Below are 25,645 nucleotides of genomic sequence, written 5' to 3' on the forward strand. Positions count from 1 at the left end.
CGTTGGGGATCCCAATGAATCTCACGCTCCGCGGAGGTGCGATGCGTCGCGTCCGGTACGAGTCCACCGGCGGCCCCCTGTTTCTGGAGGAGGCCCCGATCCCCGAGGCCGGACCCGGTGAGCTGCTCGTCCGCTGCGAGGCGGTCGGGGTCACGCTGCCCGTGGTCCGCAAGGTCACCGAGGCGGCGGAGCCGATCGCGCTGGGCGGCGAGATCGCCGGTGCGGTGGTGGCCGTCGGCGCGGGAGTCACCCGCTTGCGCACCGGCGACCGGGTCACCGGCCTGTGCTTCGGCCACGGCTACGCCGACTTCGCCGTCCTGCACGAGGCGATGGCCTCCCCCGTCCCCGGGACCGCGTCCGCCGTCGAGGCGGTCGCCCTGGTCCGCGGCGGCCTGGTCGCCCTCGGCGCCCTCGCCGCGGCCCGCCCCGAACCGGGCGAGACGGCCCTCGTCACGGCCGCCGCGAGCGGGGTCGGCCACCTCGCCGTCCAGCTGGCCCGCGTCCGGGGAGCGGGCCGGGTCGTGGCCGCCGTCTCCGACCGGGCGAAAGCCCCCTTCGTCCGTTCCCTGGGCGCCGACGCGGTGGTGACGTACGCCGACGCGGACTGGGACACCCCGGCCGACTACGCCCTGGACGCGGTCGGCGGCGACCTGCTCACCCCGGCCCTGGCCGCCCTGGCCCCCGGCGGCAGGCTGGTGGCGTACAGCTCGGGCGGCGGCACGGTCCAGGCGTACGACCTCCTGGTCGGCGCCAAGTCGGTGACCGGTTTCCAGATGGCCCTGATCGCCCGCGAGCGGCCGGCGCTGTACGAGGAATGGCGTCAGGAGCTGTGGCGCCTGTTCGCACAAGGAGTGGTACGGCCGGCCGTGCACGCGGAGTACGCGCTGGCGGACGCGGCGCGGGCCCATGAGGCCGTCGCGTCACGGGCCAACCTGGGCAAGGTCGTGCTGCGCCCGTGACCGGGGGTCAGCGGCCGGACGTCCCGGTGACGGCCGCGGGCCGTGACCGCGCCGCCGGGGCGGCCGGGGGCTCGGCCGCGTCCTGGGCCTCGGGGTCATGGGCCCGGCGCTTGGCGATGACCGCGCACACCATCAGCTGCATCTGATGGAAGAGCATCAGCGGCAGCACGGCCAGTGAGGCATGGGCGCCGAACAGGACGCTGGCCATGGGCAGCCCGGAGGCGAGGGACTTCTTGGAGCCGGCGAACTGGATGGCGACGCGGTCCCCGCGACCGAAGCCGAGCGCCTTGGCGCCGTACCAGGTCAGCAGCAGCATCACGGCGAGCAGGACGGCCTCGACGGCAAGCAGTCCGGCCAGCCGGACGGCGCTGACCTGGTGCCAGATGCCCCGGACCATGCCCTCGCTGAACGCGGTGTAGACGACGAGCAGGATCGAGCCGCGGTCGACCAGGCCGAGGATCTTCTTGTGCCGGGCGACGAAGCCCCCGATCCAGGGGCGCAGCAACTGCCCCGCGACGAACGGCACCAGCAGCTGGAGCACGATCTTGACGATCGAGTCGGCGGAGAACCCGCCCCCGCTGTTGCCGAGCAGCGCTGCGGCGAGCAGCGGGGTCAGGACGATGCCCACGAGCGAGGAGAAGGACCCGGCGCAGATCGCGGCGGGCACGTTGCCGCGCGCGATCGAGGTGAAGGCGATCGACGACTGGATCGTCGAGGGGACCAGGGTCAGGAAGAGGAAGCCCTGGTAGAGCGGATGGGTGAGCAGGACCGGCACCAGTCCGCGGGCGGCCAGGCCGAGCACCGGGAAGATCACGAAGGTGCAGACCAGGACCGTGACATGGAGCCGCCAGTGCCGCAGCCCGTCGACGGCCTCGCGAGTGGAGAGCCGGGCGCCGTACAGGAAGAAGAGGAAGGCGATCGCGGCCGTGGAGGCGCCGGAGGCCACGTCCGCGCCCGTGCCCCGGGCCGGGAGCAGCGCGGCGAGACAGACCGTCCCGAGCAGGAGAAGGACGTACGGGTCGATCGGCATCCAACGGGGCCAGCTCAGGCGTTTCACGGTGCTCCACTTGCGGGTCGATCAGGGGTTCGTACCGGGTCTCACTGCGGTGTCGCCAGGCCCGGAAGGGCCCCCTCCATCGTCCTCCCCGAGCCGGTGATCGGGAACCGGGCATACCACTCTGACTGCCATCACGTTTCGCGATAACATGTTCGAGTGTATGACCCCTCGCATCTGCGCACCTTCCTGGCGGTGGCCCAGACCCTCAGTTTCACCCAGGCCGCCCGCCGGCTGAACCTGCGCCAGTCCACGGTGAGCCAGCACGTACGCCGTCTGGAGGAGGCCGCCGGCCGCCAGCTCTTCTCCCGGGACACGCACTCCGTCGAGCTGACCGAGGACGGCGAGGCGATGCTCGGGTTCGCCCGGCGGATCCTGGAGGTGCACGACCAGGCGGCGGCCTTCTTCACCGGGACACGGGTGCGCGGCCGGCTCCGCTTCGGCGCCTCGGAGGACTTCGTCCTCACCCGGCTGCCGGAGATCCTGGAGGGCTTCCGCTACGACCACCCCGAGGTCGACCTCGAACTGACCGTGGAACTCTCGGGCACACTCCACGAGCAGCTCGCCGCCGGAAAACTCGACCTGGTCCTCGCCAAGCGCCGCGCCGAGGACCCCCTGGGCGAACTGGTCTGGCACGACGACCTGGTGTGGATCGGCGCGGAACGCCTCCGTCTGGACCCCGACCGCCCCGTCCCGCTCATCGTCTACCCCCCACCCGGCATCACCCGCGCCCTGGCCCTGGAGGCACTGGAACGCCAGGGCCGCGACTGGCGCATCGTCTGCACCAGCGGCAGCCTCAACGGCCTGATCGCGGCGGCCAGGGCAGGCCTCGGCGTGATGGCCCACTCAAGGGGCCTGATCCCCCCGGGCCTCTTCCGGGTCCCCGACCGCGCGGGCCTCCCGGAACTGGGCAAGGTCGACTTCGTACTCGTCCACAGCAACAGACGCTCACCGGCACAGACAGCGGCAGACGCATTGGCAGCGGCAGTCCTGGCGAGCGGCACACACCTGAGACGCCCTTGACCGGAGGCGCCCCATAGGGGCGCGGGGCTGTATCGATGTGCGGCTACCGCCGCGTGGGCGCGACCAGCCCCCACCGCCCCGCACCCTCAATACGACCCCACATAGGTCAACTGCTTCACCCTCCGCAAAAACGGCATCGCCTCCACATGCTGCACCCCCTCCAACCGCCCCAACGGCCCACTCAGGTACGCATACAGATGAGCGGTGTCACGCAGCACCGCCGTCACGACGATATGAGACGGCCCCGCCGTCGCCGCGGCGAACGCCACCTCGTCATGCCCCGCCAACGCCTCCCCCACGGAGTGCATCGCGGAGGGCACCGTCGTGATCCACAACAGCGCCGCCCTGGGATACCCCAGCACCTCGGACCGGTACTCGACATCGATGTACACCGCCCCGGAGCCGATCAGCGCGGCCAGCCGCCGCTTCACCGCGGACTCGGACCGCCCCGTGGCCCGCTGCAGCTCCGGGTAGGTCGCCCGCCCGTCCCGCTCCAGCGCGGCGAGCAGCGGCCCGTCCTCCGGCTCCAGTCGCGCGGGCCCGTCGGCCTCCGGCGCGGCGGCCCGCAACGCGGCCACCTGCTCCTCGGACAGCGCCCGGAACTTCTGCACCCACCCGGTCGGTCCGCCGTAGAAGCGGTGCAGCAGCTGCTGCGCCCGGATCTCCACCACGCTCGGTGTCCGCGGCAGCTTGCCGAGCAGCAGGTCGTCGTGGTCGCCGGGGCTGCGCGGCCGGGTCATGCAGGCGATCTCCGTGCCGCCGGAGGCCAGCCCGATCCAGGCGGTGTCGGGGCGTTTGGCGAGCGCGTCGGCGATCACGGTCGCGCTGTCGGGAGCACAGCGCAGCCGGAGCATCCACTGGTCCTGGCCGAGCCGTTCGGCGTCCCGGACCGCGACGACCCGCAGCCCCGCCTCGGCGCACAGCCGCCGGTAGCGGCGGGCGATCGTCTGGTCGGAGACACCGAGCACGGCCGCGATCCGGCTGAAGGAGGCGCGGCCGTCCACCTCCAGCGCGCAGAGCAGTTGCACGTCCAGCAGATCCGTCGTGTCGGATTCCAGCCCCAGCACGGCAACCCCCGTCGGATTTCGCCTTGCAGCCGCTCTTCTTCGATCCGATCGGCCGCGGTACGGCCATCCTACGGAGCGAAGGTCAGTCGACGAAGCAAGGAGTACGGAGACGCGCACATGGGGGCCGCTGACCGCGGTGCGCCCGGGGACGTTCATGTTGCTGCTGGACGTGACGATCGTGGTGGTGGCGCTGCCGGACATGGCGACGGCACTGCACGCGTCGCTCACCGATCTGCAGTGGGGGGTGGACGGCTACGCCCTGGCGCTGGCCGCGCTGCTGCTCGGCGTGGGGGCCGCCGCCGACATCCTCGGCCGGCGGCGGGTGCACGTGGCCAGTGTCGTGGTGTTCGCGACGGCGAGTCCGCTGTGCGGGCCGGCGTCCGGGCCGGGCACGCTGGTCGCGGCGCGCGCGGTGCAGGGGGTGGGCGCGGCGGCGATGTTCGCGACGACGCTGCCGCTGATCGCCTGGGCACCCCGGGCGGCAGGCGGAGTGACAAAATCCGCCCCCTCGACGCTGTCTCATAAGAGCGCGTCCACACCGAGCTCCTGACCGGTCGGTAACCGGCTCGGGGCCGTAATCGGGTCGTACAGATTCAGTGGAGATTACGGAGCCGAAACCTACTGAACCGTAAGGGATTCTGTCCGGCCCTTCCCCATGTGAGCGTATTTTCCAGGCGCGGGCGCGACCATACGCGAGCAATGCTCGTTTTCGCACCCCCTCCCGAACGGTCTTCCGGTGGGGTAGCTTTCACGGCGCTGTGCGGAGCGTCACTGGCCTCACTGTGGAGCGAGAAGCGGGGAGCGGGGTTTGCGCGAGTTCACCAACCCGCCGTTGGCGTCGGCGCCGCCGGTCGGGGGTCTGGCCGACTGTGTGTTCGAGCATGCCCAGACGGACCCGCTGCACATCGCACTGGGCCGCAAGGACGAGCTCGGCCAGTGGCGTGACGTGACCTCCGCCGAGTTCCGCGACGAGGTCCTGGCCCTCGCCAAGGGCCTCCTCGCGCGGGGCATCCGGTTCGGCGACCGGGTCGCGATCATGTCCCGCACCCGCTACGAGTGGACGCTCTTCGACTTCGCGCTGTGGACGATCGGCGCCCAGGTGGTGCCGGTCTATCCGACCTCGTCGGCCGAACAGTGCTTCTGGATGCTGTACGACGCCGAGTGCACGGCCGCGATCGTGGAGCACGAGGACCACGCGATGACGATCGCCACCGTCATCGACCGGCTGCCGCAGCTGCGCCAGCTGTGGCAGCTGGACTCGGGCGCGGTGCAGGAGCTGTACGACGCCGGCGCGCACCTGGAGGACGAGATCGTGCACCGGCACCGGCAGGCGGTCACGCCCGACTCGGTGGCCACGATCATCTACACCTCGGGCACCACGGGCCGCCCCAAGGGCTGTGTCCTGTCGCACGGGAACTTCATGTTCGAGTCGGACACGGTCGTCGCCCGCTGGGAGTCGGTGTTCCGCGCCAAGAAGGGCGAGGAGGTCTCCACCCTGCTCTTCCTGCCGCTCGCGCATGTCTTCGGGCGCATGGTGGAGGTGGCCGCGATCCGGCACGGCGTCCGCTTCGGCCACCAGCCGCAGCTGCACGCGGCCGCGCTCCTGCCCGACCTGGCCGCGTTCCGGCCGACGTTCATCCTGGCCGTGCCGTACATCTTCGAGAAGGTGTTCAACGCGGCGCGCCGGAAGGCGGAGAAGGAGGGCAAGGGCGGGCCCTTCGAGAAGGCCGTGGAGATCGCGGTGAAGTACGCGGACGCGGTCGAGGCGAAGGCCTGGGGCACCGGCCCGGGGCCGTCGGCCGGGCTGCGCATGCAGCACCAGCTCTTCGACAAGCTCGTCTACTCCAAGGTCCGCACGGCGATGGGCGGCCGGATCCGCAACGCGATGTCCGGCGGCTCGGGGATGGACCGCAGGCTCGGCCTGTTCTTCGCCGGGGCGGGTGTGCACATCTACGAGGGCTACGGCCTCACCGAGTCGACGGCCGCCGCGACCGCGAACCCGCCCGAGCGCACCCGCTACGGCACGGTCGGCCAGGCCATCCCGGGCACCACCGTGCACATCGCGGACGACGGCGAGATCTGGCTGAACGGCGGCAACGTCTTCCAGGGCTACCTGAACAACCAGAAGGCCACCGACGCCACCCTGCACGACGGCTGGCTGGCCACCGGCGACCTCGGCTCCCTCGACGAGGACGGCTATCTCACCATCACCGGCCGCAAGAAGGAGATCCTGGTGACCTCCGGCGGCAAGAGCGTCTCCCCCGGTGTCCTGGAGGAACGCGTCCGCGACCATCCGCTGGTCAACCAGTGCATCGTCGTCGGCAACGACCGCCCCTACATCGCCGCCCTGGTCACCCTGGACACCGAGGCCGTCGAGCACTGGCTGACCATGCGCGGCAAGCCCCAGATGTCCGCGGCCCAGCTGGTGCGGGACGCCGACCTGGAGACCGAGGTGCGGCGGGCCGTGGTGGCCGCCAACACCCTGGTCTCACAGGCCGAGTCGATCCGTACGTTCCGTATCCTCGCCCAGCCGTTCACCGAGGAACACGGTCTGCTGACCCCGTCGTTGAAGCTGAAGCGCAAGGCGATCGAGAACGCCTACGCCAACGAGGTCGAGGCCCTGTACCGGGCCTGACGGCACCTCACTTGATGTCGATCCGGAAGATCTTGTCGGATCCGTCCGCCTGGTTGCCGTTGTTGTCGCAGTTGGTGGTGGACAGCCACAGCTGGTCGGCGCCCGGCACCTTGGTCACGGTCCGCAGCCGCCCGTAGGTCCCGACGTAGTACGCCGTCGGGGTGCCGACCGTCTCCGCGTTGCCGTTGATCGGGATCCGCCACAGCCGCTCGCCGCGCAGGGACGCCATGTAGACGACGTTGCGGACGATGGCGATACCGCTCGGGGACGCCTCGGAGACGTTCCAGGTGGCCTTGGGGTTGGTCATCCCGGCGACCGAGCAGGTGCCCTCGCAGGTCGGCCAGCCGTAGTTGGCTCCCGGCTTGATCAGGTTCAGCTCGTCCTTGGAGCTGTTGCCGAACTCGGCCTCCCACAGCCGTCCGTTGCGGTCGAAGGCAAGGCCCTGGGGGTTGCGGTGACCGAGGCTGTAGACGTAGTTCCCGAACGGGTTGCCGGGGGCCGCCTTTCCGTCGGTCGTCATCCGCAGGATCTTGCCGTTCAGGGAGTTCTTGTCCTGGGCGAGATCGGGGGTCTGGGCCTCTCCGGTCGAGACGTAGAGATAGCCGTCGGGGCCGAAGAGCAGCCGTCCGCCGTTGTGGTAGCGGTTCTTCTTGATGCCCTGGAGCAGGATCTTGTAGTCGCTGAGCTTGGTGCCGTCGTAGGTCATGCGCACGACCCGGTTGCCCTCGGAGGCGGTGTGCATGAAGTAGACGTAGTGGTTGGTCTCCCACTTCGGGTCGACGGCGACGCCGAGCAGCCCGCCCTCGCCGTTGGTGGTGACGGCGTTCGGGACGGTGCCCACCTGGGTCCTCGTGCCGTCCTTGGTCACCTTCCAGACCCGGAAGTCGTCCCGCTCGGTGACCAGCGCGGTCTTGCCGTCGGGCATCCAGTAGGTGCCCCAGGGGATCGTCCAGCCGGTGGAGAGCGTGGCGATGGAGGAGGGCGTACCGCCGTCGGTGGCGCAGGCCTTGGTGGTGAAGGTGACGGTGTTGCTCGGCTGGGAGACGTTCCCGGCGGCGTCCCGGGCGACGACGTCCAGGGTGTAGGGGCTGTCGCAGGCGAGACCGGTGAGGGTGGTGGTCGTGGCGCCGGTGACCGTCTTGTAGACGGTGTCCCCGCTGCGGATGTCGTACGCGGTCACCGCCCGGTCGTCGGTGGACGCGCCCCAGGTGAGGTCGGCGGTGTTCGCGGTGATGCCGGCCGTGGTGAGGGTGCCGGGCGCGGTCGGCGGTGTGGTGTCGCTGCTCGGTTTCGTCGTGCAGTCGACGACGGGGCTGGCCGCTGAGGTGTTGCCGGCCGCGTCCCGGGCGATGACGGTGAGGTCGTAGGTGGTGTTCGGGGTGAGCCCGGTGAGGGTCTTCGACGTCGAACTCCCGGTCGCCTCACCGATCTTGTTGCCGTGCTCGTAGAGGTCGTACGCCGTCACGCCCACGTCGTCCGTGGCCGCGCCCCAGGCAAGGGTGAGGCCGTCCTCGCCGATGTCGGAGCAGGACGGCTGGCCGGGGCGGGTGGGGGCCTGGGTGTCGGCCGCCGCGGCGACGCTGATCCGGTCGAGGTTGGGGCCGCCGTCGGCGGTGGTGGCGGTCGCCCGGATCTTGTTGGTGCCCGCTGTCAGCGGCACGTTGACCGACTTGGTCACCCAGGTGTTCCAGTCGGCGGTGGCCGGGAAGGAGACCGCGGAGGCGACGACCGTGCCGTTGACGGAGATGTCCATCGGCCGGTCGGTGGCGGTGCCGTTGGCGAAGCGCAGGGTGAGCGACGAGGTGCCGGCGGCGGCCGCGCTCACCGCGAACTCCACGTACGAGCCCTTGATGTTGGTGTAGTCGACGAAGCCGGTGCCCGTGTAACCGGTGTGGTTGGTGGCGACCGTGCCCTGCGAGATGGTGGCGTCCTCGGCCTGGTAGTCGGTGGCGGCGAGGGCGGTGCCCTGGCTCAGTCCGGCGAGTGGCAGCGCGAGCACCGCGGCGAGGCCGTAGGGCAGAACTCTCCTGAGATTCATGGGGGTTGCTCCCTGTCAGCCCGTGTACTGGGCGAAGACCTTGAGGTAGTCGTACGGCTGCTGCGACACACCGCTGCAGGCGTCGCCGTCGGTGCCGGAGCCGCAGGGGCGGTCGCGGTTGACGGACCAGTAGGTGAGGCGGCCGATGTGGTGCTGCTGGGCGTAGCCGAGCATGGTCTTGAAGTCGGCGACGCGGACCCGTTCACCGGAGTCGTCCGTCTTCCCGTTCATCGAGGACAGCCCGATGTGGGCGTAGGCGGTGGCGTCGCTGTAGCCGTAGGCCGCCTTGACCTTGGCCTTGAGGCCTTCCATGGCCTGGGTGGTGAGGGTGCCCATGTTCGTGGCGCCGCCGCCGAAGTCGAACGGCATGATGCACCAGACGTCGTTCGCCAGACCGGAGTCGGCGGCGCGCTTGATCATGTCGGCGCCGGTGGAGTCGGGACCGCTGGTCGTGGTGCCGAAGGTGATGACCGTCTTCAGGCCCGGGTTGTTCGCCTTGACCGTCTTCAGCGCGTCGACGACCCGTTGCCGTACGGTCGCGTTGGACCACTCGGTGTTCTCGATGTCGACGTCGAGGGCCTTCAACCCGTAGGCGTTGATCACCTTCTGGTACGCGCCGGCGAGCGCGGCGGCGCTGGAGCATTTCTCCCCCAGCTTGTTGCCGCTCCAGCCGCCGACCGACACGACCACGTCTCCGCCGGCCGCCCGGATCGCGTTGATCTTCGCCTGGTCGTCGCCGCCGGTGAGTGGGCGCGAGCCGTCCCACTTGGGGTTGCAGGTGCCGTCGGAGAGGACGAAGGCGAGGGTGAACCACTTGACGCCGGTCGCCGACATCACCGAGGTCGGGTTCTGCGGGCTGCCCCAGCCGAGGTACTCGTAGGGGGCGACGGCGAAGCCCGGTGAAGCGGCCGCGGACTTCAGGGAGTTGACGGGCTTGACGCGGATCAGGCGGGTCTCGCCCGGGCGCAGGGTGGCGCTGTAGGAGTTCGCGATCACGCCCTTGTGGGAGCCGGACCACAGGTCGGTGACATCGCCGGAGCCGGTGAAGCCGACCTGGGACCAGTCCACGCTGACCGTGGAGTTGCCGGAGGTCCCGGTGTTGAAGAGGGCGACGACGTACTGGCCGTCGCTCTCCTTCTTGCTCCACACCTGCTTGACCCCGCTGCTCACGATCCGCTTCGCGGCCACGCCGTCCTGGTCGACGCCGATCAGCCGGTCGTTGGTGAGCATGGCCTTGTCGACGGAGTCGAGGTGGGTGAGGTCGGTGCCGAGCAGCAGCGGGGCCGCCGCCATCGACCAGAGGGTGAAGTGGGAGCGGCGCTGGTCGGCGGTGAGGCCCACCTGGTCGCCGTTGCCGATCTCCAGCGAGTCCAGGTCGTTCCAGCCGCCGGGTCCGGCGTACGGCTGCCAGGAGGCGGCCGAGTCGAACCGCTTGGAGACATGGGACCAGTCGGTCAGCGGATAGCCGCTGCCGTTGTCACCGGGCCCGCAGTAGCACTCGACGTCGCCCTGGGTGCGCCAGCTGTTGGCGAGCCCGCGCCAGGTGGTGGCGTCGGCGATCGGCAGGTTGTTGGAGAGGGCGAAGGTGATGGGCCGTCCGCTCGCCCGCAACGCCTTGTCCCAGGCCTGGACGTCGGGGACGTCCTGGCTGCCGACACCGTCGATCTTCAGGTAGTCGACTCCCCAGGAAGCGAACTGCCTCGCCCAGGAGTTGACGAACTCCTGGGCGCCGGGCTTCCCGTAGTCGATGTAGTACATGTTCTTGCAGTTGTAGTTCTTCTCCGTCTTCGAGGTGTCCGCGATGTCCTTCGCGTGGTACGACGTGCCCTCGATCGGTGTGTTCTTCAGGACGGCGTTCTTCGCGATGCCGGGCGTGACGTAGAAGCCGAACTTCAGTCCCTTGGAGTGCACGTAGTCGGCGACCGCCTTGATGCCGGACGGGAACTTGGCGGTGTCGGCGGTCCAGCGGCCGTAGGAGTCGACGACGAAGCCGTTGCTGTCGCACTTCTGCCAGAAGTCGTCGAGGTTGACGTACACGAAGCCGTGGTCCCTCAGGCCGCTCGACGCCAGTGCGTCGGCCTGGGCCTCGATCTTCGCCTCGGTGGGCTGGCGGCGCACGAAGCTCCAGCTGCTCCAGCCCATGGCGGGGCGGTTCGCCTGGCCGTTGTCGGAGGCGGCGGCCGGCTGGGCGGCGGTGCCCAGGAGCGGTACGGCGGCCGCCACGAGCAGTCCGGCCACCGCGGCCGTGAGTGATCTGAAGCGTGTCATGACTGTCCCCCGTTCGCGGGTGTGGCGTAAGACGTCCCGATCCACGCCTCGTCGATCCGCAGCCGCTTGTACCGGGTGGAGTCGGTGGCGGCGGCCCAGGTGCTGTCGACTTCGAGGCGCACGTAGCGGGCGTCGGTGGCGGTCAGGTCGATGCCCTGGATGCCGCGGCGGCTGGGGAGCTGCCCGGACTTGACCGCGCTCCCCCAGTTCGTGCCGTCGTTGCTGACGTACACCTTGTAGTCCTTGATCCGCGCCGACTGCTCGGTGTCCGAGCGGGCGTAGGCGACGGAGTCCTCGCGCTGGTTGAGCCCGAGGTACTGCACCTTCTTGGCCGAGCCGAGGTCGAAGGTGAGGTTCACGGGGAGCGTCTTGTTGTTGTCCCAGTAGGTGAGGTAGTCGCCGTCTCCGGCGGCCGAACCGGCGTGGCCGCTCGCGGCGGCGCTCGCGCTCACCTTGACGCCGGAGAGGATGCCCTGGCGGCCGGCGGTGGTGACCTTGAAGACGGTGTCGTACGGGTCCCAGTCGCCGAGACCGGTCAGGGTCAGGACTCCGCCGGACTGCGACCACGAAACCGCCTTGCCGGTGCGGAGATTCGTCACGGAGGCGATGCGGTAGCCGTTGTCGCGGATGCGCAGGGTGGTGGTGCTGGGCGGGGTCAGGACGTGGATGTACTGGCGGTTGGGATCGTTCTTGGCGACCGTCGTCACGCCGTGGGCGCCGTCGTTCCAGAAGCCGGGCTTGAGGCCGCCGTACAGGTAGCCGCCGCCCTCGGTGCCGTGCAGGGACTCCCAGATGGGGTCGAGGTAGCTGTTCGCGAAGGTGTTGAAGGCGGCCTGGTTGCTCGGGAACTTGCCGTTGACCTGGGCGGTCTCCGCCATCAGCGCCTTCACCGAGGAGCCCGCGTTGGTGATGAGCCGGCCGAGGGTGAGCATGCGGTCGACGGACGGGTTCGAGCCGTCGTACCACCAGGCGCCGGTCGAGGGCAGCTTGAAGTCGGCCTCGGTGAGGCGGGGTTGGGCGGTGTAGACGGCCTGCGGGTAGTCGTAGGCCGGGGTCATGCCGGTCTTCTGCTCGTTGCTGATCATGTCCATGACCGACGTGTCTTCGTTGTTGTTGCTGAGCGTGTAGTTCGGGCGCTTCTGGTAGATCTGCTGGTAGAGGTCGTGGCTCTCCCAGTAGGCGTTGTCGTTGTCGATCCAGAAGCCGCCGAGGTCGGGATAGCGGTCCATGACCTCGAAGAAGTTGTCGTAACTGAACTGCCCGAAGCCGTCGTTGGTGGTCAGGTCGATGTTCTTGCCCTTGTAGGCGGAGTAGGCGGCCGAGTCGAGCCACTCGTGGCCGCCCTCGTCGTGCCACTGGGGGTCGTTGGTCATGTAGAGGATGACCTTCATGCCCTTGGCCTTGGCGGCGGTGATCAGTTCGCCGAGGAAGTCCCGCTTGGTGGCGCAGGAGCCGGGGATCTTGGACGGCCAGGGGCGGGCGTAGCCGAGGCGGCTGTGGAAGGTGGCGAGGACCAGGTACTGGGTGTGCAGCTTCTGGGCCTCGTTCACCCAGTAGTCGGGGGTCCAGCCGCCGCTGGTGACGTCGTTCTCCCAGGCGGTGCAGCTGGTGTGGGCGGGGGCGGTGCGCAGGCCCCAGTGCAGGAAGAGGCCGCCGACGGAGTTGCGGAGGAAGTCCTGGCGGGGGTTCTCCAGGTCGAGCGGCTTCACGGCCGCCGTGCAGTCCTGACCGCCGGAGACGCGCAGTGCGCCGCCGGAGGTGTTGTGACTGTCCGTCAGGCAGGCTCCGGTGACGTCCTGGAAGCCGACGTCGTACGGCGAGTCACCGCCCTTCTGCGCGGTGAACCGGGTGAGGCGGATGTCGCTGGCCGCGTTGGCGATGACCGCCGGGCGGCCGTCGTCCGACGCGAACTTCACGCCGCTGTCGGTGAACTGGACGTGGTCGGCGTTGTGCAGGTACCAGCCGTAGGCGGGCCGGGTGCCGATGGCCTTGGGGTTGTAGTCGTTCGGGTCGTTGCCGGGCACACCGGTGGACATGGTGCCGTTGCCGCCGGGGACGGTGACGTTGACGTGGTTGAAGGTGATCCCGCTGATGCGGTGGCCGCTCTCGCCCCACAGGGTCGGGCTGAAGGAGGGGCTGCTGCCGGTGGCGGTGATGTTGTCGTACGTGACATCGCTGATCGATCCGACGCCAGGACTGTTCCCGCAGCGTTTCCTCGTCCCGATCTTCTCCATGATCGGCGAGTGGACGTTCGTCATCGTGATGTCGCGGTAGTGGACGTCGGAGATCTTCGCGCCGTCCATCGAGACCATGCCGAGGCCGGACTTGTCGGCGCCGTCGATGCGGATGTTCTCGAACTGGTAGTCCGAGAAGTCGCCGCAGGTCTCGGAGCCGAACATCAGGGCGTTGCAGCACTTGGCGCCGAGTGTCGAACCGCTCACGCGGACATGGCCGTTGGGGAGCTTGGCGCCGAGCGCGTAGTCGCTCTTGAAGACCAGGGCGTCGTCGTTGGCGTGGATGGTGGCGTTGGTGATCGTGGCGTTCGTCGTGGAGATGACGTTCCAGCCGTCGCGGTCGCTCGCGGTGTCGATGGTCAGGTGGTCGGAGGTCACGTTCTTGCAGCCGTTGATCAGGGCCGCGAAGTGGCCGCCCCGGCGGAGCGTGAGGCCGTCGCCGATGCGCAGGCCGTCGCACCGGGTCAGCGAGATGATCTTGTCGGCCTCGCCGGTCTTCGGGTTGCCGGTGATCAGGTTGCCGGCGCCGTCGATGACACCCTGGCCGACGAAGCCGATGTCGGTGAGCTTGTCGCCGTAGATCATCGCGTCGTGGAAGTGGCTGTGGCCGTAGTCCTGGTAGGCGTCGTACGGGTTGGACTCGGCCTTGTCGTAGGTGTCGGCGCTGGAGCCCTGGAGGGTGGCGCCCTTGTCGAGCTGGAGCGTCACATGGCTCTTCATGTGAATGGTGTTCTTGGACTTGTAGGCGCCGGCGGTGAAGCGGACCGTGCCGCCGCCCGCCGCGTTCGCCGCCGTGACGGCCTTGTCGATGGCCGGGGAGTCGTTGGCGGAGCCGTCGCCCTTGGCGCCGTAGTCCCGCACGTCGAAGACGGCGGCGGGGTGCGGCGCGGCGGGCGGGGCGGCGAGGGCCGCCGGGTGGGAGAGTCCCAGCACGACGGCGAGGACGAAGAGGACGATCGCGGCAGCGCGGTGCCGTGGAGCGGTGGGGGGTTTCATATGACGGTGCCTCACACCAGTTGGTAGCCACGGAGGTTGGTGAGCAGGAGGTAGGTGTCCTGCAGCGAGCCGGAGGTGTCGCCCAGGGAGCGGTAGATGCCCCACTTCGGGCGGACCCGGTCGGCCAGGAAGGTGTCGACGCCGGTCTTGGAGGCGTCGATCACGGTCGAGCCGCCGGACTTGAGGATCCAGCGGACCGAGCCCGCCGAGCCGTTGCCGACCTTGATCTGGAAGTCCACGTCGGTCCAGCTGTCGTGCAGCGGGTCCAGGTCGGTGCGGCCGACCAGGATGTCGTCGATGGCGAGTTTCAGCTCGATGGTCTGCTTGCCTCCCCCACGCTCGGCTTCGCTCGCGTGGGAGGTGCCCCCATCCCGCCGCAGGGACTGCACGACGATCGGCGAGGTGCCGCTGCCGGGCTGCTTCATCTGCATGATGTGCGTGAAGGTGGTGGTCGCCTTCAGCGAGCTCGGGATGTACATCGAGTAGGTGACCCGCCAGGTCTGGCCCTCGTTCCACTTGAGGTAGCTGCTGGAGCTCGTGCGCAGGCCGGTGACCTCCTGACGCTGGCGGTCGGTGGAGGTGTCACGGTCGACCGTGTGCATGTTGAAGCGCCAGTTGTTGCCGGTGGCGTAGATGTGCGGATGCCCGGCGGGGTGGGAGTCGGCGCGGTCGTCCTCGACGGTCTCGAAGGCGCCGAGTCCGTCACCGCTCGCCGACGGCTGCCACTTGAGCTGCCAGGACGCGGCGTGCGCGGTGGTCGCGGGCAGCCCGACGGCCGCTCCCGCGGCACCGGCGAGCGCGGCGCCGAGAACCGCCCTTCTGGATGTGGCGCTCATGACACCGAATCACCTCTCAGCTGCTCGTTCATGATCAGGAAGGCCCCGAGGCCGTGGAAGTCGTTGGTGGCCCGGGTGCGGGCGACGTAGTACGCGTAGTCGCCGACGTTGGTGCCGACGGAGATGTCGGCGAGCTCGGTGCGGCCGTCCGCGCCGACCGACAGCTTCGCGAGCACGCCCTGGTAGCCGCGGCGGGCCACGTCCGCGTAGTGCGGGTCGAGGTAGTGCTGCTGGGCGCCACGCGAGAGGGCGTAGGTGAACATGCTGGAGCAGGAGGTCTCGGTCCAGTTGTCGCTCCGGCCGCCCTTGTCGATCACCTGGAACCAGCGGCCGGTCGCCGGGTCCTGGTACTTCTCCAGACCGGCCGCCAGCTTGCGGAAGATGGACAGGAGTTGGGGGCGCCTGGGCTGGTTCGCCGGGACGGAGTCCAGCACGTTGACGATCGCCATCGCGTACCAGCCGACGGCACGGCACCAGTGCTCGGGGGCGAGCCCGGTCGCCGGATCCGCCCAACTCGCCGTCTTCGACTCGTCGTAGGCGTGCTTGAGCAGGCCGTTCGCGACCTGGAGGTGACTGCCGTAGACGGCGAGCTGCTTGGCCGCCTCGTCGTCGGTGTACGCGCTGTCCCCGAACTCCTTGCCGTACTCGACGAGGAACGGGTTCACCATGTAGACGCCGTCCGCCCAGAGCTGGTGCGCGCGGCTGGAGTTGTCCGCGTGCCAGAAGCCGCCGTCACTGGTGCGCGGATAGGTGTTCAGGCGGTCGCGGATCTTCTTCGCCGCCTTGCGGTAGCGGTCCTGGCCGGTCTCGTGGTGCAGGATCACCAGGAGGCGGCCGGCCTGCATGCTGTCCAGGCTGTTGAAGGACTGGTCGATCGAGCCGTCGCTCTTCACGAACCGGTCGACGTAGCTCTTGATGTAGGTGAGGTAGCGGGGGTCGTGGGTGCGCTGGTAGGTGAGGTACTGGCCGTAGAGGTAGAGGCCGACGGGGTAGGACCAGCCGCCGATGGTGGCCGGGGTGTAGCGGGCCATGGTGGAGTCGACGACCGCGGTGGACCAGTCGGAGGCGGCGGCCGGTCTGGTCCGGGCGGCAACGGCGGGTGCGGCCACGGCGGGCGGGGGAACGGCCGCGGGGAGTGCGGCCAGGGTGGCGGTGGTGAGGGCGACGGCCGTGAGCGCGGCGGCTCGCAGGCGTTTCATGGTCCTCCTTCTCGGTGGGCGGCGGCAGCGGAGGTCCGCCGCAGGGGTACGAGGTGGTGGCCGGGGGCGTGCCGGCAGGCCGGGTCGGTGTTGCGGGCGTCGCCGGTGAGCGCGTACGCCTGGCAGCGGCAGCCGCCGAAGTCGGTGGTGCGCAGGGCGCAGCCCCGGCAGGGCTCGCGCATCCAGGACTCGCCCCGGTAGGCGTTGAAGGCCCTCGACTCCCTCCAGATCCAGGCGAGTTCGCGCTCCCGTACGTTCGGTGGGTCGAGGCCGGGCAGGGTGGCCGCGGCCGGGCAGGGCAGGACCGTGCCGTCGGGGGTCACGGTGAGCGAGATCCGGCCCCAGCCGCCCATGCAGGGCTTCGCGGTGCCGGTGAGGAGATCGGGGGCGACCCAGATCAACTCCGGTTCGTCGAGGCGTTCGCGCCAGCGCAGGACCGTCTCCCGAGCCCGTTCTACCTGGCCGGGCAGCGGCAGCAGGGCGGCCCGGTTGCGGGCGGCCCAGCCGTGGTACTGGGTGTTGGCCAGCTCGATCCGGTCCGCGCCCCAGGACACCCCGAGCGCGATCAGGTCGTCGACGGCGTCGAGGTTGCCCCGGTGCAGGACGACGTTCAGCCCGAACGGGAGTCCCGTCGCCCGGACCAGCCGGGCGGCGCGCTCCTTGGCCGCGAACGAGCGGGCGCCGGCGATACGTTCGGCCGCCGTCGGCTCCGCGTGCTGCACGGACAGCTGCACCCCGCGCAGTCCGGCGCCGACGAGCCCGGCCAGCCGCCGCTCGCCGAGCCCGACCCCGCTGGTGACCAGCTGGGTGTGCAGGCCCGCGGTGTCGGCGGCGGCGACCAGCTCGGGCAGATCGCGCCGGAGCAGCGGCTCGCCGCCGGACAGATGGGTCTGGACGACACCCAGCTCACCGGCGCTCCGGAACACCTCCGCCCACTCCCCCGTCGCCAACTCGACTGACCGACTGATCAGTCGGACGGGGTTCGAGCAATAGCCGCAGCGCAACGGACAGGCGTGGGTGAGCTCGGCGAGCAGCGCCCAGGGCGGTTCCGGCGGTTCCCGCCGCTCCGGTGATTCCACGGTGGCTGTCATCGCAGCCAGCCCTCCCTCCTCAACGCCGAGAGGAACTCGGGGACTTCGGTGGCGACCGGGGCGCCCGGGAACGCCGCGGCCAGTTCGGCGACGATCTCCGTGACCGCCCGGCTGCCGTCGCACAGCCGGAGCACCCCGCCCGCCCGGCCGTGCAGTACGACCACGCGCTCGGGCAGCAGCAGCAGATCGGTGCCGCGCACCCGGTCGTGGCGCAGGACGGCCGCACGGGCGAGGACGGGCCGCCAGGTCATGGCCCGCCTCCGGCCGGGGTGTCGCTCCAGCCCCGGGTGTCCCCCCGGTCCACGGCGTCCAGCAGCGCCCAGAGCACCTCGCACTTGTAGGCGAGGGCGGCGAGCGCGCGCTGCTGTTCCTGGCGGGTGCGGGCCCAGTCCAGGACCAGGGCGAGGGCCTCCTCGCCGTCCCGGGCGCCCTGGTCGACGCGGGTGCGGAAGTAGGCGAGGCCGGCCGGGTCGATCCACGGGTAGTGGTGTTCGAAGGCGGTGACGCGGGTGCGCATCAGGCCGGGTGCGGACAGCTCCGTGAGGGAGGCGGCGACCGCGTCCAGTGCGGGGCGCAGCCGGCAGAAGGTGACGTACCCCTCGACCGCGAAGCGCACCCCGGGCAGCACCCGGGAGCTGTCCCACAGCTGGTCGCGGCCGAGGCCGGCCGCCTCGCCGAGGCGCAGCCAGCGCTCGATGCCGCCCTCGCCGTCGGCGGTGCCGTCATGGTCGCGGATGCGGCGCAGCCAGGAACGGCGCAGCGCGGGCCGGTCGAGCTTGGCGAGGATCAGGGCGTCCTTGACGGGGATGTGCCGCTGGTAGTGGAAGCGGTTGGTGATCCAGCGGCGCAGTTCCGCCGGGGTCAGTTCGCCCCGGTGCATGCGCAGGTTGAAGGGGTGCCGGTCGTGGTAGCGGTCGGCGGTGACGGCGCGCAGTCGTTCGGTGAACTCGGGGACCGGCCAGGGGTCGGTGGCCGTCCCGGCGTGGACGGTGGTGACGGTCATGGTGCGGGTCAGCGGTCGCCGAGGGCGTAGCCGGTCACTTCCAGGGCGGTCTCCACCACCTGGTAACCAGGGCTTCGCCAGACCTTTTCATCCGATGTCTGCAGAACGGTGGGTTCCGGCTGACGGTCCTCGGAGGTCGTCTCGTTCATGGTGTACGTACCTGCTTTCCTGAGGTTGGGGGGGTCTCAGAGCGCAGACAGGGGGCCGCGTTCACAGGGATCTGCTGGAAAACCCAGAGAGTGGTTCACATCTCTGTACCGGGTTCAGCGATACGTCCGACGGTGCGAACCAGAGTCCCGGCAGGAACGGGCCGCGGTCAATGGTCCGGACCGATAAGGTCGGATGCATTTCCGGCCAATCTCCGCCGACAGGCGCTGACCCATCGGTCAGTTCCGGTGGATTCCACGGTCAGGAATGCATCCTGGCCGGTGATCGTTGACGATGGGAGTACCACCTGTCGACAACCTAAGGATCGAGAGCTCGTGAGCAGCAAGGTCCCCCCGAAAATCCTCAACAACGGCGTCGAGATGCCCCAGCTGGGCTTCGGCGTGTGGCAGGTGCCGGACGACGAGGCCGAGCGGGCTGTCGCCACGGCGCTGGAGGCCGGGTACCGCAGCATCGACACAGCGGCGATCTACGGCAACGAAGAGGGCACCGGCAAGGCGATCGCCGCCTCCGGCGTTCCGCGCGAGGACATCTTCGTCACCACCAAGCTCTGGAACGCCGACCACGGGTACGACGCCACCCTGCGCGCCTTCGACGCGTCGCTGGAGAAGCTGGGTCTGGACTACCTGGACCTGTACCTGATCCACTGGCCGCTGCCGGCCCGGGGCAAGTACATCGACTCGTACAAGGCGTTCGAGAAGCTGTACGCCGACGGCCGGGTCAAGGCGATCGGTGTCTCCAACTTCCTTCCGGAGCACCTGGAGCGGCTGCTCGCGGAGACCTCGGTCATCCCGGCCGTCAACCAGATCGAGCTGCACCCGCACCTGCAGCAGCATGCGGCCCGGGAGTTCCACGACGAGCAGGGCATCGCCACCGAGGCCTGGTCGCCGCTGGGTTCGGGCAAGGGTCTCCTCGACGTGCCGGCGATCGTCGCGATCGCGCAGAAGCACAACCGCACCCCGGCCCAGGTCGTGCTGCGCTGGCACATCCAGCTCGGCAACGTCGTGATCCCGAAGTCCGTGACGCCGTCCCGGATCAAGGAGAACATCCAGGTGTTCGACTTCAGCCTGGACACCGAGGACCTCGCGGCGATCAGCGCGCTCAACGAGGACCGGCGGCTGGGCCCGGACCCGGCCACCTTCGACGTCGGCTGAGCGGGATTCCGCCCGGCGAACGGCCGTCCCGCCGCATCGGCGGCGGGACGGCCGTTCGCGTTCCCCGGTTTCCGGGCGGGGCGGGTCAGTCGGGGTGCACGTCCGCGTGCACGACCTCGAACTCCTCCAGGGCGACCACGGTCACATGCGCCTTGGCGGCGTCCGCGTGCCGGGCGGCCGCCTGACCGCCGCGCGAGGCGGCCATCGAGGCGCGGTCCACGAAGAGCGAGCCGACCATGCCCCGGCCGCGCCGCCGGTCGAGGAACACGGAGCACCGCGCGAAACCGGGCAACGCCTCCAGCCGGGGTATCGCCGAGGAGCGGAACGTCTCGGCGAACAGATCGGCATCGGCCGGGTCGAACTCCACCCTGGTGGACCGCATTCCGCCGCCCGCCCGCGGCGGCTGCACCGAGTGGAAGACGGCCACCTCGTAGTTCTCGACGGAGACGGTGCCCGCGAACGGCTCCAGCATCGGCCCGCGCCGCTCGCTCATCACCTGGTCGCTGTTGCGCCGGGCCTCCTCGGAGCCCCACCAGCTCACCGCGAGCAGTTTGCCCAGATCCCGGTCGACGAAGACGCCCGCGCCCCGGTACTCGGGACGTTCCTCCAGCAGACTGCGCCCTTCACTGTTCAGAGCCCTGACTGCGGCTTCGACCCGTGCCGGATCGCCGGTGACGTACACCGTCCGTACGAACATGACTCCTCGCCTCCCAGGAGCCACCGGAGCCACTTCCCCACACTCGCACGGCTCCTACATAAATGTTCGGAATGTCCTGCCCCACCAGTGTTGCCCTGGGGTCATATCGTCGCAATGTACGGCAAAAACCCGAGTTCGCAGCCTAGGGGTTGACGCGGACATGCAGTCGGGTCCACCTTGTACGGCACCTGGTCAGGAAACTTTCCTAACAGAAAGGGACCCCCCACAGTGCGCATCCGAACACTGACCCTTGCCGCGGCCTCCGGGGCCGCACTGCTGGCCGCCGGCGTGCTCCCCGCGAGCGCGTCCGGCGCCACCCCCAAGTCCGCCCAGGAGGGCTCGGTCAGCGCGGCGGACCTGCTCGCCAAGGTGACGTCCTGCTCCCAGATATCGAACGGCAAGTACAAGACCGACGACGAGACCTCGGCCACGGTCCCGGTCTGCGGCAAGAACGGCGCGGTCTTCTGGAAGGCCGACATGGACATCGACTGCGACGGCCAGCGCACCACCAACTGCAACGAGGACCGCGACCCCTGGTACCAGGACGACACCGCGTTCCACCAGTCCGACGGCAAGCCGCTCAAGGCCGAGTCGCTGCCGTATGTCGTGGTCCCCAGCTCCAGCAGCATCTGGAACTACTCCGGCGCCGGCATCAAGGGCGGCGGGGTGGTGGCCGTGATCTACAACAACAAGGTCGAGTACGCGGTGGTCGGCGACACCGGCCCCACGAAGATCATCGGCGAGGCCTCGTACGCCACCGCCAAGGCGCTCGGCATCGACCCCGACCCGGCGACCGGCGGCGCCGACTCCGGCGTGACCTACATCCTCTTCAAGAACTCCAAGGTCTCCCCCATCGAGAGCCACAGCGCGGCGGTGTCCCTCGGTGACTCGCTGGCGAAGCAGTTCCTGACCAACAACTGACCGCGGCGGTTCCTCCGCCGCCCACCGGCCCGGGGAGGGCGGGCGGCCCGGTACCGCACGGTACCGGGCCGTCGGGGCAGGTCAGTTGGGCTGTCCCAGCGGTCGTACGACGATGGTGTTGACGTCCACCCCGGCGGGCTGCCGGATCGCCCAGACCACCGAGTCGGCGATCTGGCCGGCGGTCAGCAGGTGCCCGGGCGGCAGGCTGCCGTTGGCGTCCCAGAACGGGGTCTCCACCCGGCCGGGCGCGACCAGGGTGACGCCGATGCCGAAGTCGGTGACCTGACGGCGGGTGTTCTCCGCCAGCCCGGTGACCGCCCACTTGGTGGCGCCGTACAGATTGCCGGGTGTGTTCACGAACCCGGCGACGCTGCCGATCAGCACGATCCGGCCCCGGGTCTCCTTCAGGGCGTCGACCGAGGCGCGGATCAGCAGGGCGGGCCCGAGGACGTTGGTGAGGACCATCTCGGCCCAGCCCGCCGGGTCGCCGTCGGCGATGGTGTCGTGGGTGGCGAAACCGGCGTTGGCGACCACGGTGTCCAGCCGGCCGAACGCCTTGAGCGTGCTGTCGACAGCCGCCTGGACGTCGGTGTACTCGGCGGTGTTGCCGACGATCTTCAACAGCCCTTCCGGGTCGCCGAGTTCGGCGGCGAAGGCGCGCAGCCGCTGCTCGCCCCGACCGGTGACGGCCACCCGGTGCCCGGCGTCCAGCAGTTGGCGGGCGACGGCGGCACCGATACCGCTGCCACCGCCGGTGATGAGTGCGACCGGAGAGTCGGTCATGAGGTCCCCCTGTGGCTCGTTCGGTGATCGACGGGAGTCCATCACTTGGAGCGCTCTCGATGTCAAGTACCGCAGGTGTCGCGGTACGGCACGGAGGACAGGTACTGCCGCCACCCCGCCCGCGTCAGACCGCCGCGCGCCCGGTCGCACAGCTCGGCCGCGCCCTCCTCGGGCCGCAACGGGACGCCCCGGTCGGCGAGATGAGGAGTGGCGATGCGCAACTCCCGTGCCCCGGCGGTGAATCCGAGCGCGAGAACCGGGCCGTCACCGGCCGGTACCGTCGCCGGGGGCAGCCGGGTGCGGTCCGTCTCCCACACCTGCGCGGAACCGTCGGCGGTGCTCGCCGCGAACAGTGACCCGTCGGCGGAGAAGGCGAGTGCCGAGTCGACCACGGTGTCACCGGACGGTCTGAGCACCGCGAGCCGGCGCCAGGTGTGGGCGTCCCACAGGGTGAGGCGGCCGTTCGTGTCCTCGGCGGAGAGCAGGCGGCCGTCGGGACTGAAGACAGCGGTGCGCAGCAGGTCCTCGCCGGTCACTCCGCCCGTCCGCCGCCTGCCGGTCGGGACGTCCACCAGCCCGCCCTCGTGGGTGAGCGCGGTCCGGCCGGTGGCGTCGGCCGCGAGCGTCCGCTCCCCGTGGACGACCGGCGGTTCATGGGCCGTCACCGGCCTGCCGCGGCTGTCGAACGCGGCCTGGGCTGTCGGCTTCCGCTGCCAGCCCGCCCCCAGCAGCCCGTGCAGGGAGAGGGTGTGCACGGAGCTGGTCCGGCCGCCTTCGAGAGAGCGCAGGACACCCGCCGCCGGGTCCAGCCGGAGCCCGCCGACGGACGAGCCGGCCGCCGGGAAGGTGAGCAGGGGCGTGCGGACGCTGTCGGCGGCGGGGGCCGGGAGGTCCGTGCGCCACAGGGCGAAGGAGCCGGAGGTCCAGGTCAGGGCGTAGGCGCCCTGGAAGACGACGGACTGCGCGCCGTCGGCGAGCGGCAGCCGGGGGCGTTCCCGGCCGGTGCGGAAGTCCCAGGTCACGACGCCCTCCGGGGTGGCGGCCGCCACGGCGTCGCCGTCCGGGGTGAAGACGACCTCCTCGCCCTGGCAGAGCAGCTTCTCGGTGTCCCGGGGCGGGCGGGTGCCGAGCAGGCGGCCGGTGGCGAGGTCGAGGACACGCAGCCGGGAGTCGTCCTGTCCGCACCAGGCGAGATGGCGCTCGTCGGGGCTGAGCGGCGGCAGCGGGCCGTCGTCCTCGCCGTCCGGGGAGTGGTGGAGCGGGCGTTGCCGGTCCACGTCCCACAGGTCCAGGGTGGCGCGGTCCCCGCCGGGGTCGGGGGCGAGGCGCCGGACGAGGAAGGTGTGTCCGCGCGGCCCGAACTCCCCCTCGGTGTCCCGCCAGGGGCCGGTCGCCAGCCGCCGGGTGCGGCCGTCGGCGAGCGAACGGATCACCGTGCCGGAGCCGCCGGGCGCCCGGTAGGCGATCAGCCGGCCGTCGTCGCTGACCGCGACCACGCTCTCGGACAGGCCGGGCCGGTCCACCGAGCGGAGGCGCCGGTGGGTGGGAACGTCCCACTGCACGGCCCGGTCGTGGGCCACCGTTGTCAGGATCCGCCCGTCCGTGCTGAGCCAGGCGGGCGCGTTCAGCGCCCGGCCGCCCTCCTCGGGCTGGGTGAACACGTCCAGTTCGCTCTGCGCGACGGCCGACCGCAGCGCCTGCCGGGTCTCCGGCAGGTCGGCCGTGCGCCAGGCGGCCAGGGCCAGTTGCATCGCCATGCGCGGTTCGGAGGTGCGCAGGCCGTCCACGAGGGCGGCCACCCGGCGGGCCTCGGCCTGGTCCCGCTGCCGCGCGCTGACCCCGCTCTGCCGCCAGGCCACGGCACCCGCCGCCAGGGCCAGACACAGCAGCACCGCGAGCGCGCCGGTCAGCGCCCGCAGCCGGCGCCCCGCCCGGACGGCGGCCTGCCGTCCGTGGTCGTACGACGCGACGCTCGCCGCCAGGAACTCCCGCTCCGGCACACTCAACTCCCCCTGGTACGACCCCTCTTCGGCGAAGACCTCCCGGGCCTGAGTCAGTCGCACCCCCCGGTACAGCGCCCCCGCGTCCCTCCCCAGCTCCGCCCAGGCGGCCGCCGCCTCGGTGAGCCGGCGGTGGGCGCGCAGGCGTTCGCGGTCGGCGTCGATCCAGCCGCGCAGCCGGGGCCAGGCGGCGAGCAGGGCCTCGTGAGCGAGGTCGACCGTGTCGTCGTCGACGGTCAGCAGCCGGGCCCGGACGAGTCGTTCGAGAACGCGGGCGGTGACGGGGTCGGTGCCGAGTTCGGCGCGACGGGCCGGGCGGCGGGTGTCGCCGGTGCCGTCGCCGGGGTTGACCAGGCGCAGCAGCAGGGCGCGGAGGGCGGCGGCCTCGGCCGGGGTGCAGCGGCCGTGGAGGTCCTCGGCGGTGTGGGCGACGGCGCCCCGTACCCCGCCGACCGCCTCGTAGGCGGCGAGGGTGAGGGTCTTGGCGGTGCGCCGGCGCCAGACCTCGCGCAGGGCGTGGGCCATCAGCGGCAGTCCGCCGGGCTCTCCGCTGACGTCGGCGACGATCCGGGCGGTCAGGGCGCGTTCGACGACGTGCTGCCGGGCGGCGGCGGGCCGGACCACCGCCTCCCGCAGCCGGTGCGGCGGCATCAGGCCCACCAGCAGCGTGGTCTCGCGCAACGCCTCGGCGAGACCCGGGTGTTCGGCGCAGTGCGCGTAGAAGTCGGCGCGTACGGCGAGCAGTACGCGCAGCCGGGGGTCGGCGGCCAGCAACCGGCCGATGAACAGCTCGCGTTCGGCGGGGTCGGCGCAGAGCGCGAAGACCTCCTCGAACTGGTCGACGACGAGTAGCGTGTCGCCGGGGGCGTCGTGCGGGGTGAGCAGGGCCTCGTGGGTGCGGGCGGGACGGGCGCCCGGGGTGAGGATCCGGATGGCGGCGGGCCAGCGCTCCGCGTCCGCCGCCTCCCGCAGGGCGGGGATCAGCCCGGCCCGCAGCAGTGAGGACTTGCCGCTCCCCGAGGCGCCGACCACCGCGCCGAACCGGAAGCGCCGGGTGTGCGCGACCAGGTCGGCGACCAGGTCGTCCCGGCCGTGGAAGTGCTCCCGGTCGCCCGTCTCGAACCGGGCGAGCCCCGGATAGGGACCGCGCTCGTCGTCCTCGGCGACCTGCGTGCCCGCGGCCTCGGCGGCGGCCGCCCGCCAGCGCCGCTCCCACTCCTCGGGGTCGCCGCCGCACGCGACGGCGTACGCGACCGCCACCGGGAGGGTGGGCAGCCGTTCCCCGGCGGCCGCCGCGGAGAGCGTGGGACCCGAGTACCCGGCCCGCAGCCCCATCGCCCGATAGGTCGGCGTACCCGCCTCGTCCCGCAGTTTGCGCAGCTCGAAGGCGAACCGCTGCACCGCCCCCGCCGCCGGGTCCAGCGGTTTCTCCCTGCGCCCCATCCACGTCTCCCGTCGACAGCAACCCGCCCCAACCTAACCGGAATTGATAGCGGGGCCGGTTCGGGGCTGCCCATCAATC

General features: G+C 70.8%; 19 protein-coding genes and 1 pseudogene. 6 read left to right on the forward strand and 14 right to left on the reverse strand.

The annotated features are described in order from the left end of the window. Window positions 1-41: 41 nt before the first annotated feature. Window positions 42-959 carry a zinc-binding dehydrogenase gene (locus ACFZDK_RS27945; protein WP_390976645.1) on the forward strand — a complete coding sequence of 306 codons (918 nt, stop codon included), beginning with the start codon at window positions 42-44 and terminating at the stop codon, window positions 957-959. A gap of 7 nt (window positions 960-966) precedes the next feature. Here the strand turns inward: ACFZDK_RS27945 and ACFZDK_RS27950 are convergent, their stop codons facing one another. Beyond that, the gene (locus tag ACFZDK_RS27950; protein WP_390976975.1) at window positions 967-1,989 is read right to left on the reverse strand and encodes a bile acid:sodium symporter; all 1,023 of its coding nucleotides are present in this window, start codon (window positions 1,987-1,989) and stop codon (window positions 967-969) included. A 183-nt stretch (window positions 1,990-2,172) separates the two neighbouring features. On the opposite strand from ACFZDK_RS27950, the gene ACFZDK_RS27955 reads away from it, so the two are divergent. Beyond that, window positions 2,173-3,036 carry a LysR substrate-binding domain-containing protein gene (locus ACFZDK_RS27955; protein WP_390976647.1) on the forward strand — a complete coding sequence of 288 codons (864 nt, stop codon included), beginning with the start codon at window positions 2,173-2,175 and terminating at the stop codon, window positions 3,034-3,036. Between the two features lie 86 nt (window positions 3,037-3,122). On the opposite strand, the gene ACFZDK_RS27960 is transcribed toward ACFZDK_RS27955, so the two are convergent. Beyond that, on the reverse strand, window positions 3,123-4,100 hold the full coding sequence (locus tag ACFZDK_RS27960; protein WP_390976976.1) for an AsnC family transcriptional regulator: 978 nt from the start codon (window positions 4,098-4,100) through the stop codon (window positions 3,123-3,125). A gap of 157 nt (window positions 4,101-4,257) precedes the next feature. On the opposite strand from ACFZDK_RS27960, the pseudogene ACFZDK_RS27965 reads away from it, so the two are divergent. Together ACFZDK_RS27965 and ACFZDK_RS27970 are read left to right on the forward strand one after the other, a co-directional pair. Beyond that, window positions 4,258-4,566, forward strand: a pseudogene (locus ACFZDK_RS27965) (MFS transporter); the annotation flags it as partial. A gap of 345 nt (window positions 4,567-4,911) precedes the next feature. Next, complete coding sequence (locus ACFZDK_RS27970) at window positions 4,912-6,738, forward strand: AMP-binding protein (RefSeq protein WP_390976649.1); 1,827 nt, start codon at window positions 4,912-4,914, stop codon at window positions 6,736-6,738. A gap of 7 nt (window positions 6,739-6,745) precedes the next feature. On the opposite strand, the gene ACFZDK_RS27975 is transcribed toward ACFZDK_RS27970, so the two are convergent. The 9 genes from ACFZDK_RS27975 to ACFZDK_RS28015 are packed head-to-tail and all read right to left on the reverse strand — an operon-like array spanning window position 6,746 to window position 18,552. Next, a complete protein-coding gene (locus tag ACFZDK_RS27975; protein ID WP_390976651.1) occupies window positions 6,746-8,776 on the reverse strand; it encodes a PQQ-dependent sugar dehydrogenase in 2,031 nt (676 codons plus the stop codon). A 15-nt stretch (window positions 8,777-8,791) separates the two neighbouring features. Next, window positions 8,792-11,044, reverse strand: a complete 2,253-nt coding sequence (locus tag ACFZDK_RS27980; protein ID WP_390976653.1) for an alpha-galactosidase — start codon at window positions 11,042-11,044, stop codon at window positions 8,792-8,794. Continuing rightward, window positions 11,041-14,274 carry a glycosyl hydrolase family 28 protein gene (locus tag ACFZDK_RS27985; RefSeq protein ID WP_390976655.1) on the reverse strand — a complete coding sequence of 1,078 codons (3,234 nt, stop codon included), beginning with the start codon at window positions 14,272-14,274 and terminating at the stop codon, window positions 11,041-11,043. Before ACFZDK_RS27985 ends, ACFZDK_RS27980 begins: the two co-directional genes overlap by 4 nt. 11 nt (window positions 14,275-14,285) lie before the next feature. Continuing rightward, window positions 14,286-15,110: a heparin lyase I family protein gene (locus ACFZDK_RS27990; protein WP_390976657.1), complete on the reverse strand. Its 825-nt coding sequence runs from the start codon at window positions 15,108-15,110 to the stop codon at window positions 14,286-14,288. Then, entirely contained in the window at window positions 15,107-16,309 is a 1,203-nt protein-coding gene (locus ACFZDK_RS27995) for a glycoside hydrolase family 88 protein (RefSeq protein ID WP_390976659.1), read from the reverse strand. Before ACFZDK_RS27995 ends, ACFZDK_RS27990 begins: the two co-directional genes overlap by 4 nt. Next, window positions 16,306-17,400, reverse strand: coding sequence for a pyrroloquinoline quinone biosynthesis protein PqqE (gene pqqE / locus ACFZDK_RS28000; protein ID WP_390976661.1), 1,095 nt, complete (start codon window positions 17,398-17,400; stop codon window positions 16,306-16,308). Before pqqE ends, ACFZDK_RS27995 begins: the two co-directional genes overlap by 4 nt. Beyond that, entirely contained in the window at window positions 17,397-17,651 is a 255-nt protein-coding gene (pqqD, locus tag ACFZDK_RS28005) for a pyrroloquinoline quinone biosynthesis peptide chaperone PqqD (protein WP_390976663.1), read from the reverse strand. Before pqqD ends, pqqE begins: the two co-directional genes overlap by 4 nt. After that, window positions 17,648-18,403, reverse strand: coding sequence for a pyrroloquinoline-quinone synthase PqqC (gene pqqC, locus ACFZDK_RS28010; RefSeq protein ID WP_390976667.1), 756 nt, complete (start codon window positions 18,401-18,403; stop codon window positions 17,648-17,650). The genes pqqD and pqqC overlap by 4 nt, the downstream gene beginning before the upstream one ends. Window positions 18,404-18,411: 8 nt before the next feature. Then, a complete protein-coding gene (locus ACFZDK_RS28015) occupies window positions 18,412-18,552 on the reverse strand; it encodes a pyrroloquinoline quinone precursor peptide PqqA (protein WP_355717636.1) in 141 nt (46 codons plus the stop codon). A gap of 333 nt (window positions 18,553-18,885) precedes the next feature. Here ACFZDK_RS28015 and ACFZDK_RS28020 point away from each other — a divergent pair, with 333 nt between their 5' ends. Beyond that, on the forward strand, window positions 18,886-19,722 hold the full coding sequence (locus ACFZDK_RS28020; protein WP_390976670.1) for an aldo/keto reductase: 837 nt from the start codon (window positions 18,886-18,888) through the stop codon (window positions 19,720-19,722). 85 nt (window positions 19,723-19,807) lie between these two features. Here the strand turns inward: ACFZDK_RS28020 and ACFZDK_RS28025 are convergent, their stop codons facing one another. Continuing rightward, on the reverse strand, window positions 19,808-20,419 hold the full coding sequence (locus ACFZDK_RS28025; RefSeq protein ID WP_390976672.1) for a hypothetical protein: 612 nt from the start codon (window positions 20,417-20,419) through the stop codon (window positions 19,808-19,810). Between the two features lie 228 nt (window positions 20,420-20,647). On the opposite strand from ACFZDK_RS28025, the gene ACFZDK_RS28030 reads away from it, so the two are divergent. Then, window positions 20,648-21,340, forward strand: coding sequence for a glycoside hydrolase family 75 protein (locus tag ACFZDK_RS28030; protein WP_390976674.1), 693 nt, complete (start codon window positions 20,648-20,650; stop codon window positions 21,338-21,340). An 81-nt stretch (window positions 21,341-21,421) separates the two neighbouring features. Here ACFZDK_RS28030 and ACFZDK_RS28035 read toward each other — a convergent pair whose 3' ends face one another. Further along, window positions 21,422-22,123: an SDR family NAD(P)-dependent oxidoreductase gene (locus ACFZDK_RS28035; protein WP_390976676.1), complete on the reverse strand. Its 702-nt coding sequence runs from the start codon at window positions 22,121-22,123 to the stop codon at window positions 21,422-21,424. 62 nt (window positions 22,124-22,185) lie between these two features. Beyond that, the gene (locus tag ACFZDK_RS28040) at window positions 22,186-25,566 is read right to left on the reverse strand and encodes a hypothetical protein (protein WP_390976678.1); all 3,381 of its coding nucleotides are present in this window, start codon (window positions 25,564-25,566) and stop codon (window positions 22,186-22,188) included. Window positions 25,567-25,645 lie beyond the last annotated feature (79 nt).

Origin of the sequence: Streptomyces sp. NPDC007901 (assembly GCF_042959465.1) — a bacterium.
Taxonomy (GTDB): Bacteria; Actinomycetota; Actinomycetes; order Streptomycetales; family Streptomycetaceae; genus Streptomyces.

What these genes read in the sequence shown, in the direction of transcription:
- ACFZDK_RS27945 (WP_390976645.1), top strand. Translation starts at nt 42, where the DNA reads ATGCGTCGCGTCCGGTACGAGTCCACCGGCGGCCCCCTGTTTCTGGAG.
- ACFZDK_RS27995 (WP_390976659.1), bottom strand. Translation starts at nt 16,309, where the DNA reads ATGAAACGCCTGCGAGCCGCCGCGCTCACGGCCGTCGCCCTCACCACC.
- ACFZDK_RS27985 (WP_390976655.1), bottom strand. Translation starts at nt 14,274, where the DNA reads ATGAAACCCCCCACCGCTCCACGGCACCGCGCTGCCGCGATCGTCCTC.
- pqqE (WP_390976661.1), bottom strand. Translation starts at nt 17,400, where the DNA reads ATGACAGCCACCGTGGAATCACCGGAGCGGCGGGAACCGCCGGAACCG.
- ACFZDK_RS28035 (WP_390976676.1), bottom strand. Translation starts at nt 22,123, where the DNA reads ATGACCGACTCTCCGGTCGCACTCATCACCGGCGGTGGCAGCGGTATC.
- ACFZDK_RS28015 (WP_355717636.1), bottom strand. Translation starts at nt 18,552, where the DNA reads ATGAACGAGACGACCTCCGAGGACCGTCAGCCGGAACCCACCGTTCTG.
- pqqC (WP_390976667.1), bottom strand. Translation starts at nt 18,403, where the DNA reads ATGACCGTCACCACCGTCCACGCCGGGACGGCCACCGACCCCTGGCCG.
- ACFZDK_RS28040 (WP_390976678.1), bottom strand. Translation starts at nt 25,566, where the DNA reads ATGGGGCGCAGGGAGAAACCGCTGGACCCGGCGGCGGGGGCGGTGCAG.
- ACFZDK_RS27950 (WP_390976975.1), bottom strand. Translation starts at nt 1,989, where the DNA reads ATGCCGATCGACCCGTACGTCCTTCTCCTGCTCGGGACGGTCTGTCTC.
- ACFZDK_RS27975 (WP_390976651.1), bottom strand. Translation starts at nt 8,776, where the DNA reads ATGAATCTCAGGAGAGTTCTGCCCTACGGCCTCGCCGCGGTGCTCGCG.
- ACFZDK_RS28025 (WP_390976672.1), bottom strand. Translation starts at nt 20,419, where the DNA reads ATGTTCGTACGGACGGTGTACGTCACCGGCGATCCGGCACGGGTCGAA.
- ACFZDK_RS27990 (WP_390976657.1), bottom strand. Translation starts at nt 15,110, where the DNA reads ATGAGCGCCACATCCAGAAGGGCGGTTCTCGGCGCCGCGCTCGCCGGT.
- ACFZDK_RS27980 (WP_390976653.1), bottom strand. Translation starts at nt 11,044, where the DNA reads ATGACACGCTTCAGATCACTCACGGCCGCGGTGGCCGGACTGCTCGTG.
- pqqD (WP_390976663.1), bottom strand. Translation starts at nt 17,651, where the DNA reads ATGACCTGGCGGCCCGTCCTCGCCCGTGCGGCCGTCCTGCGCCACGAC.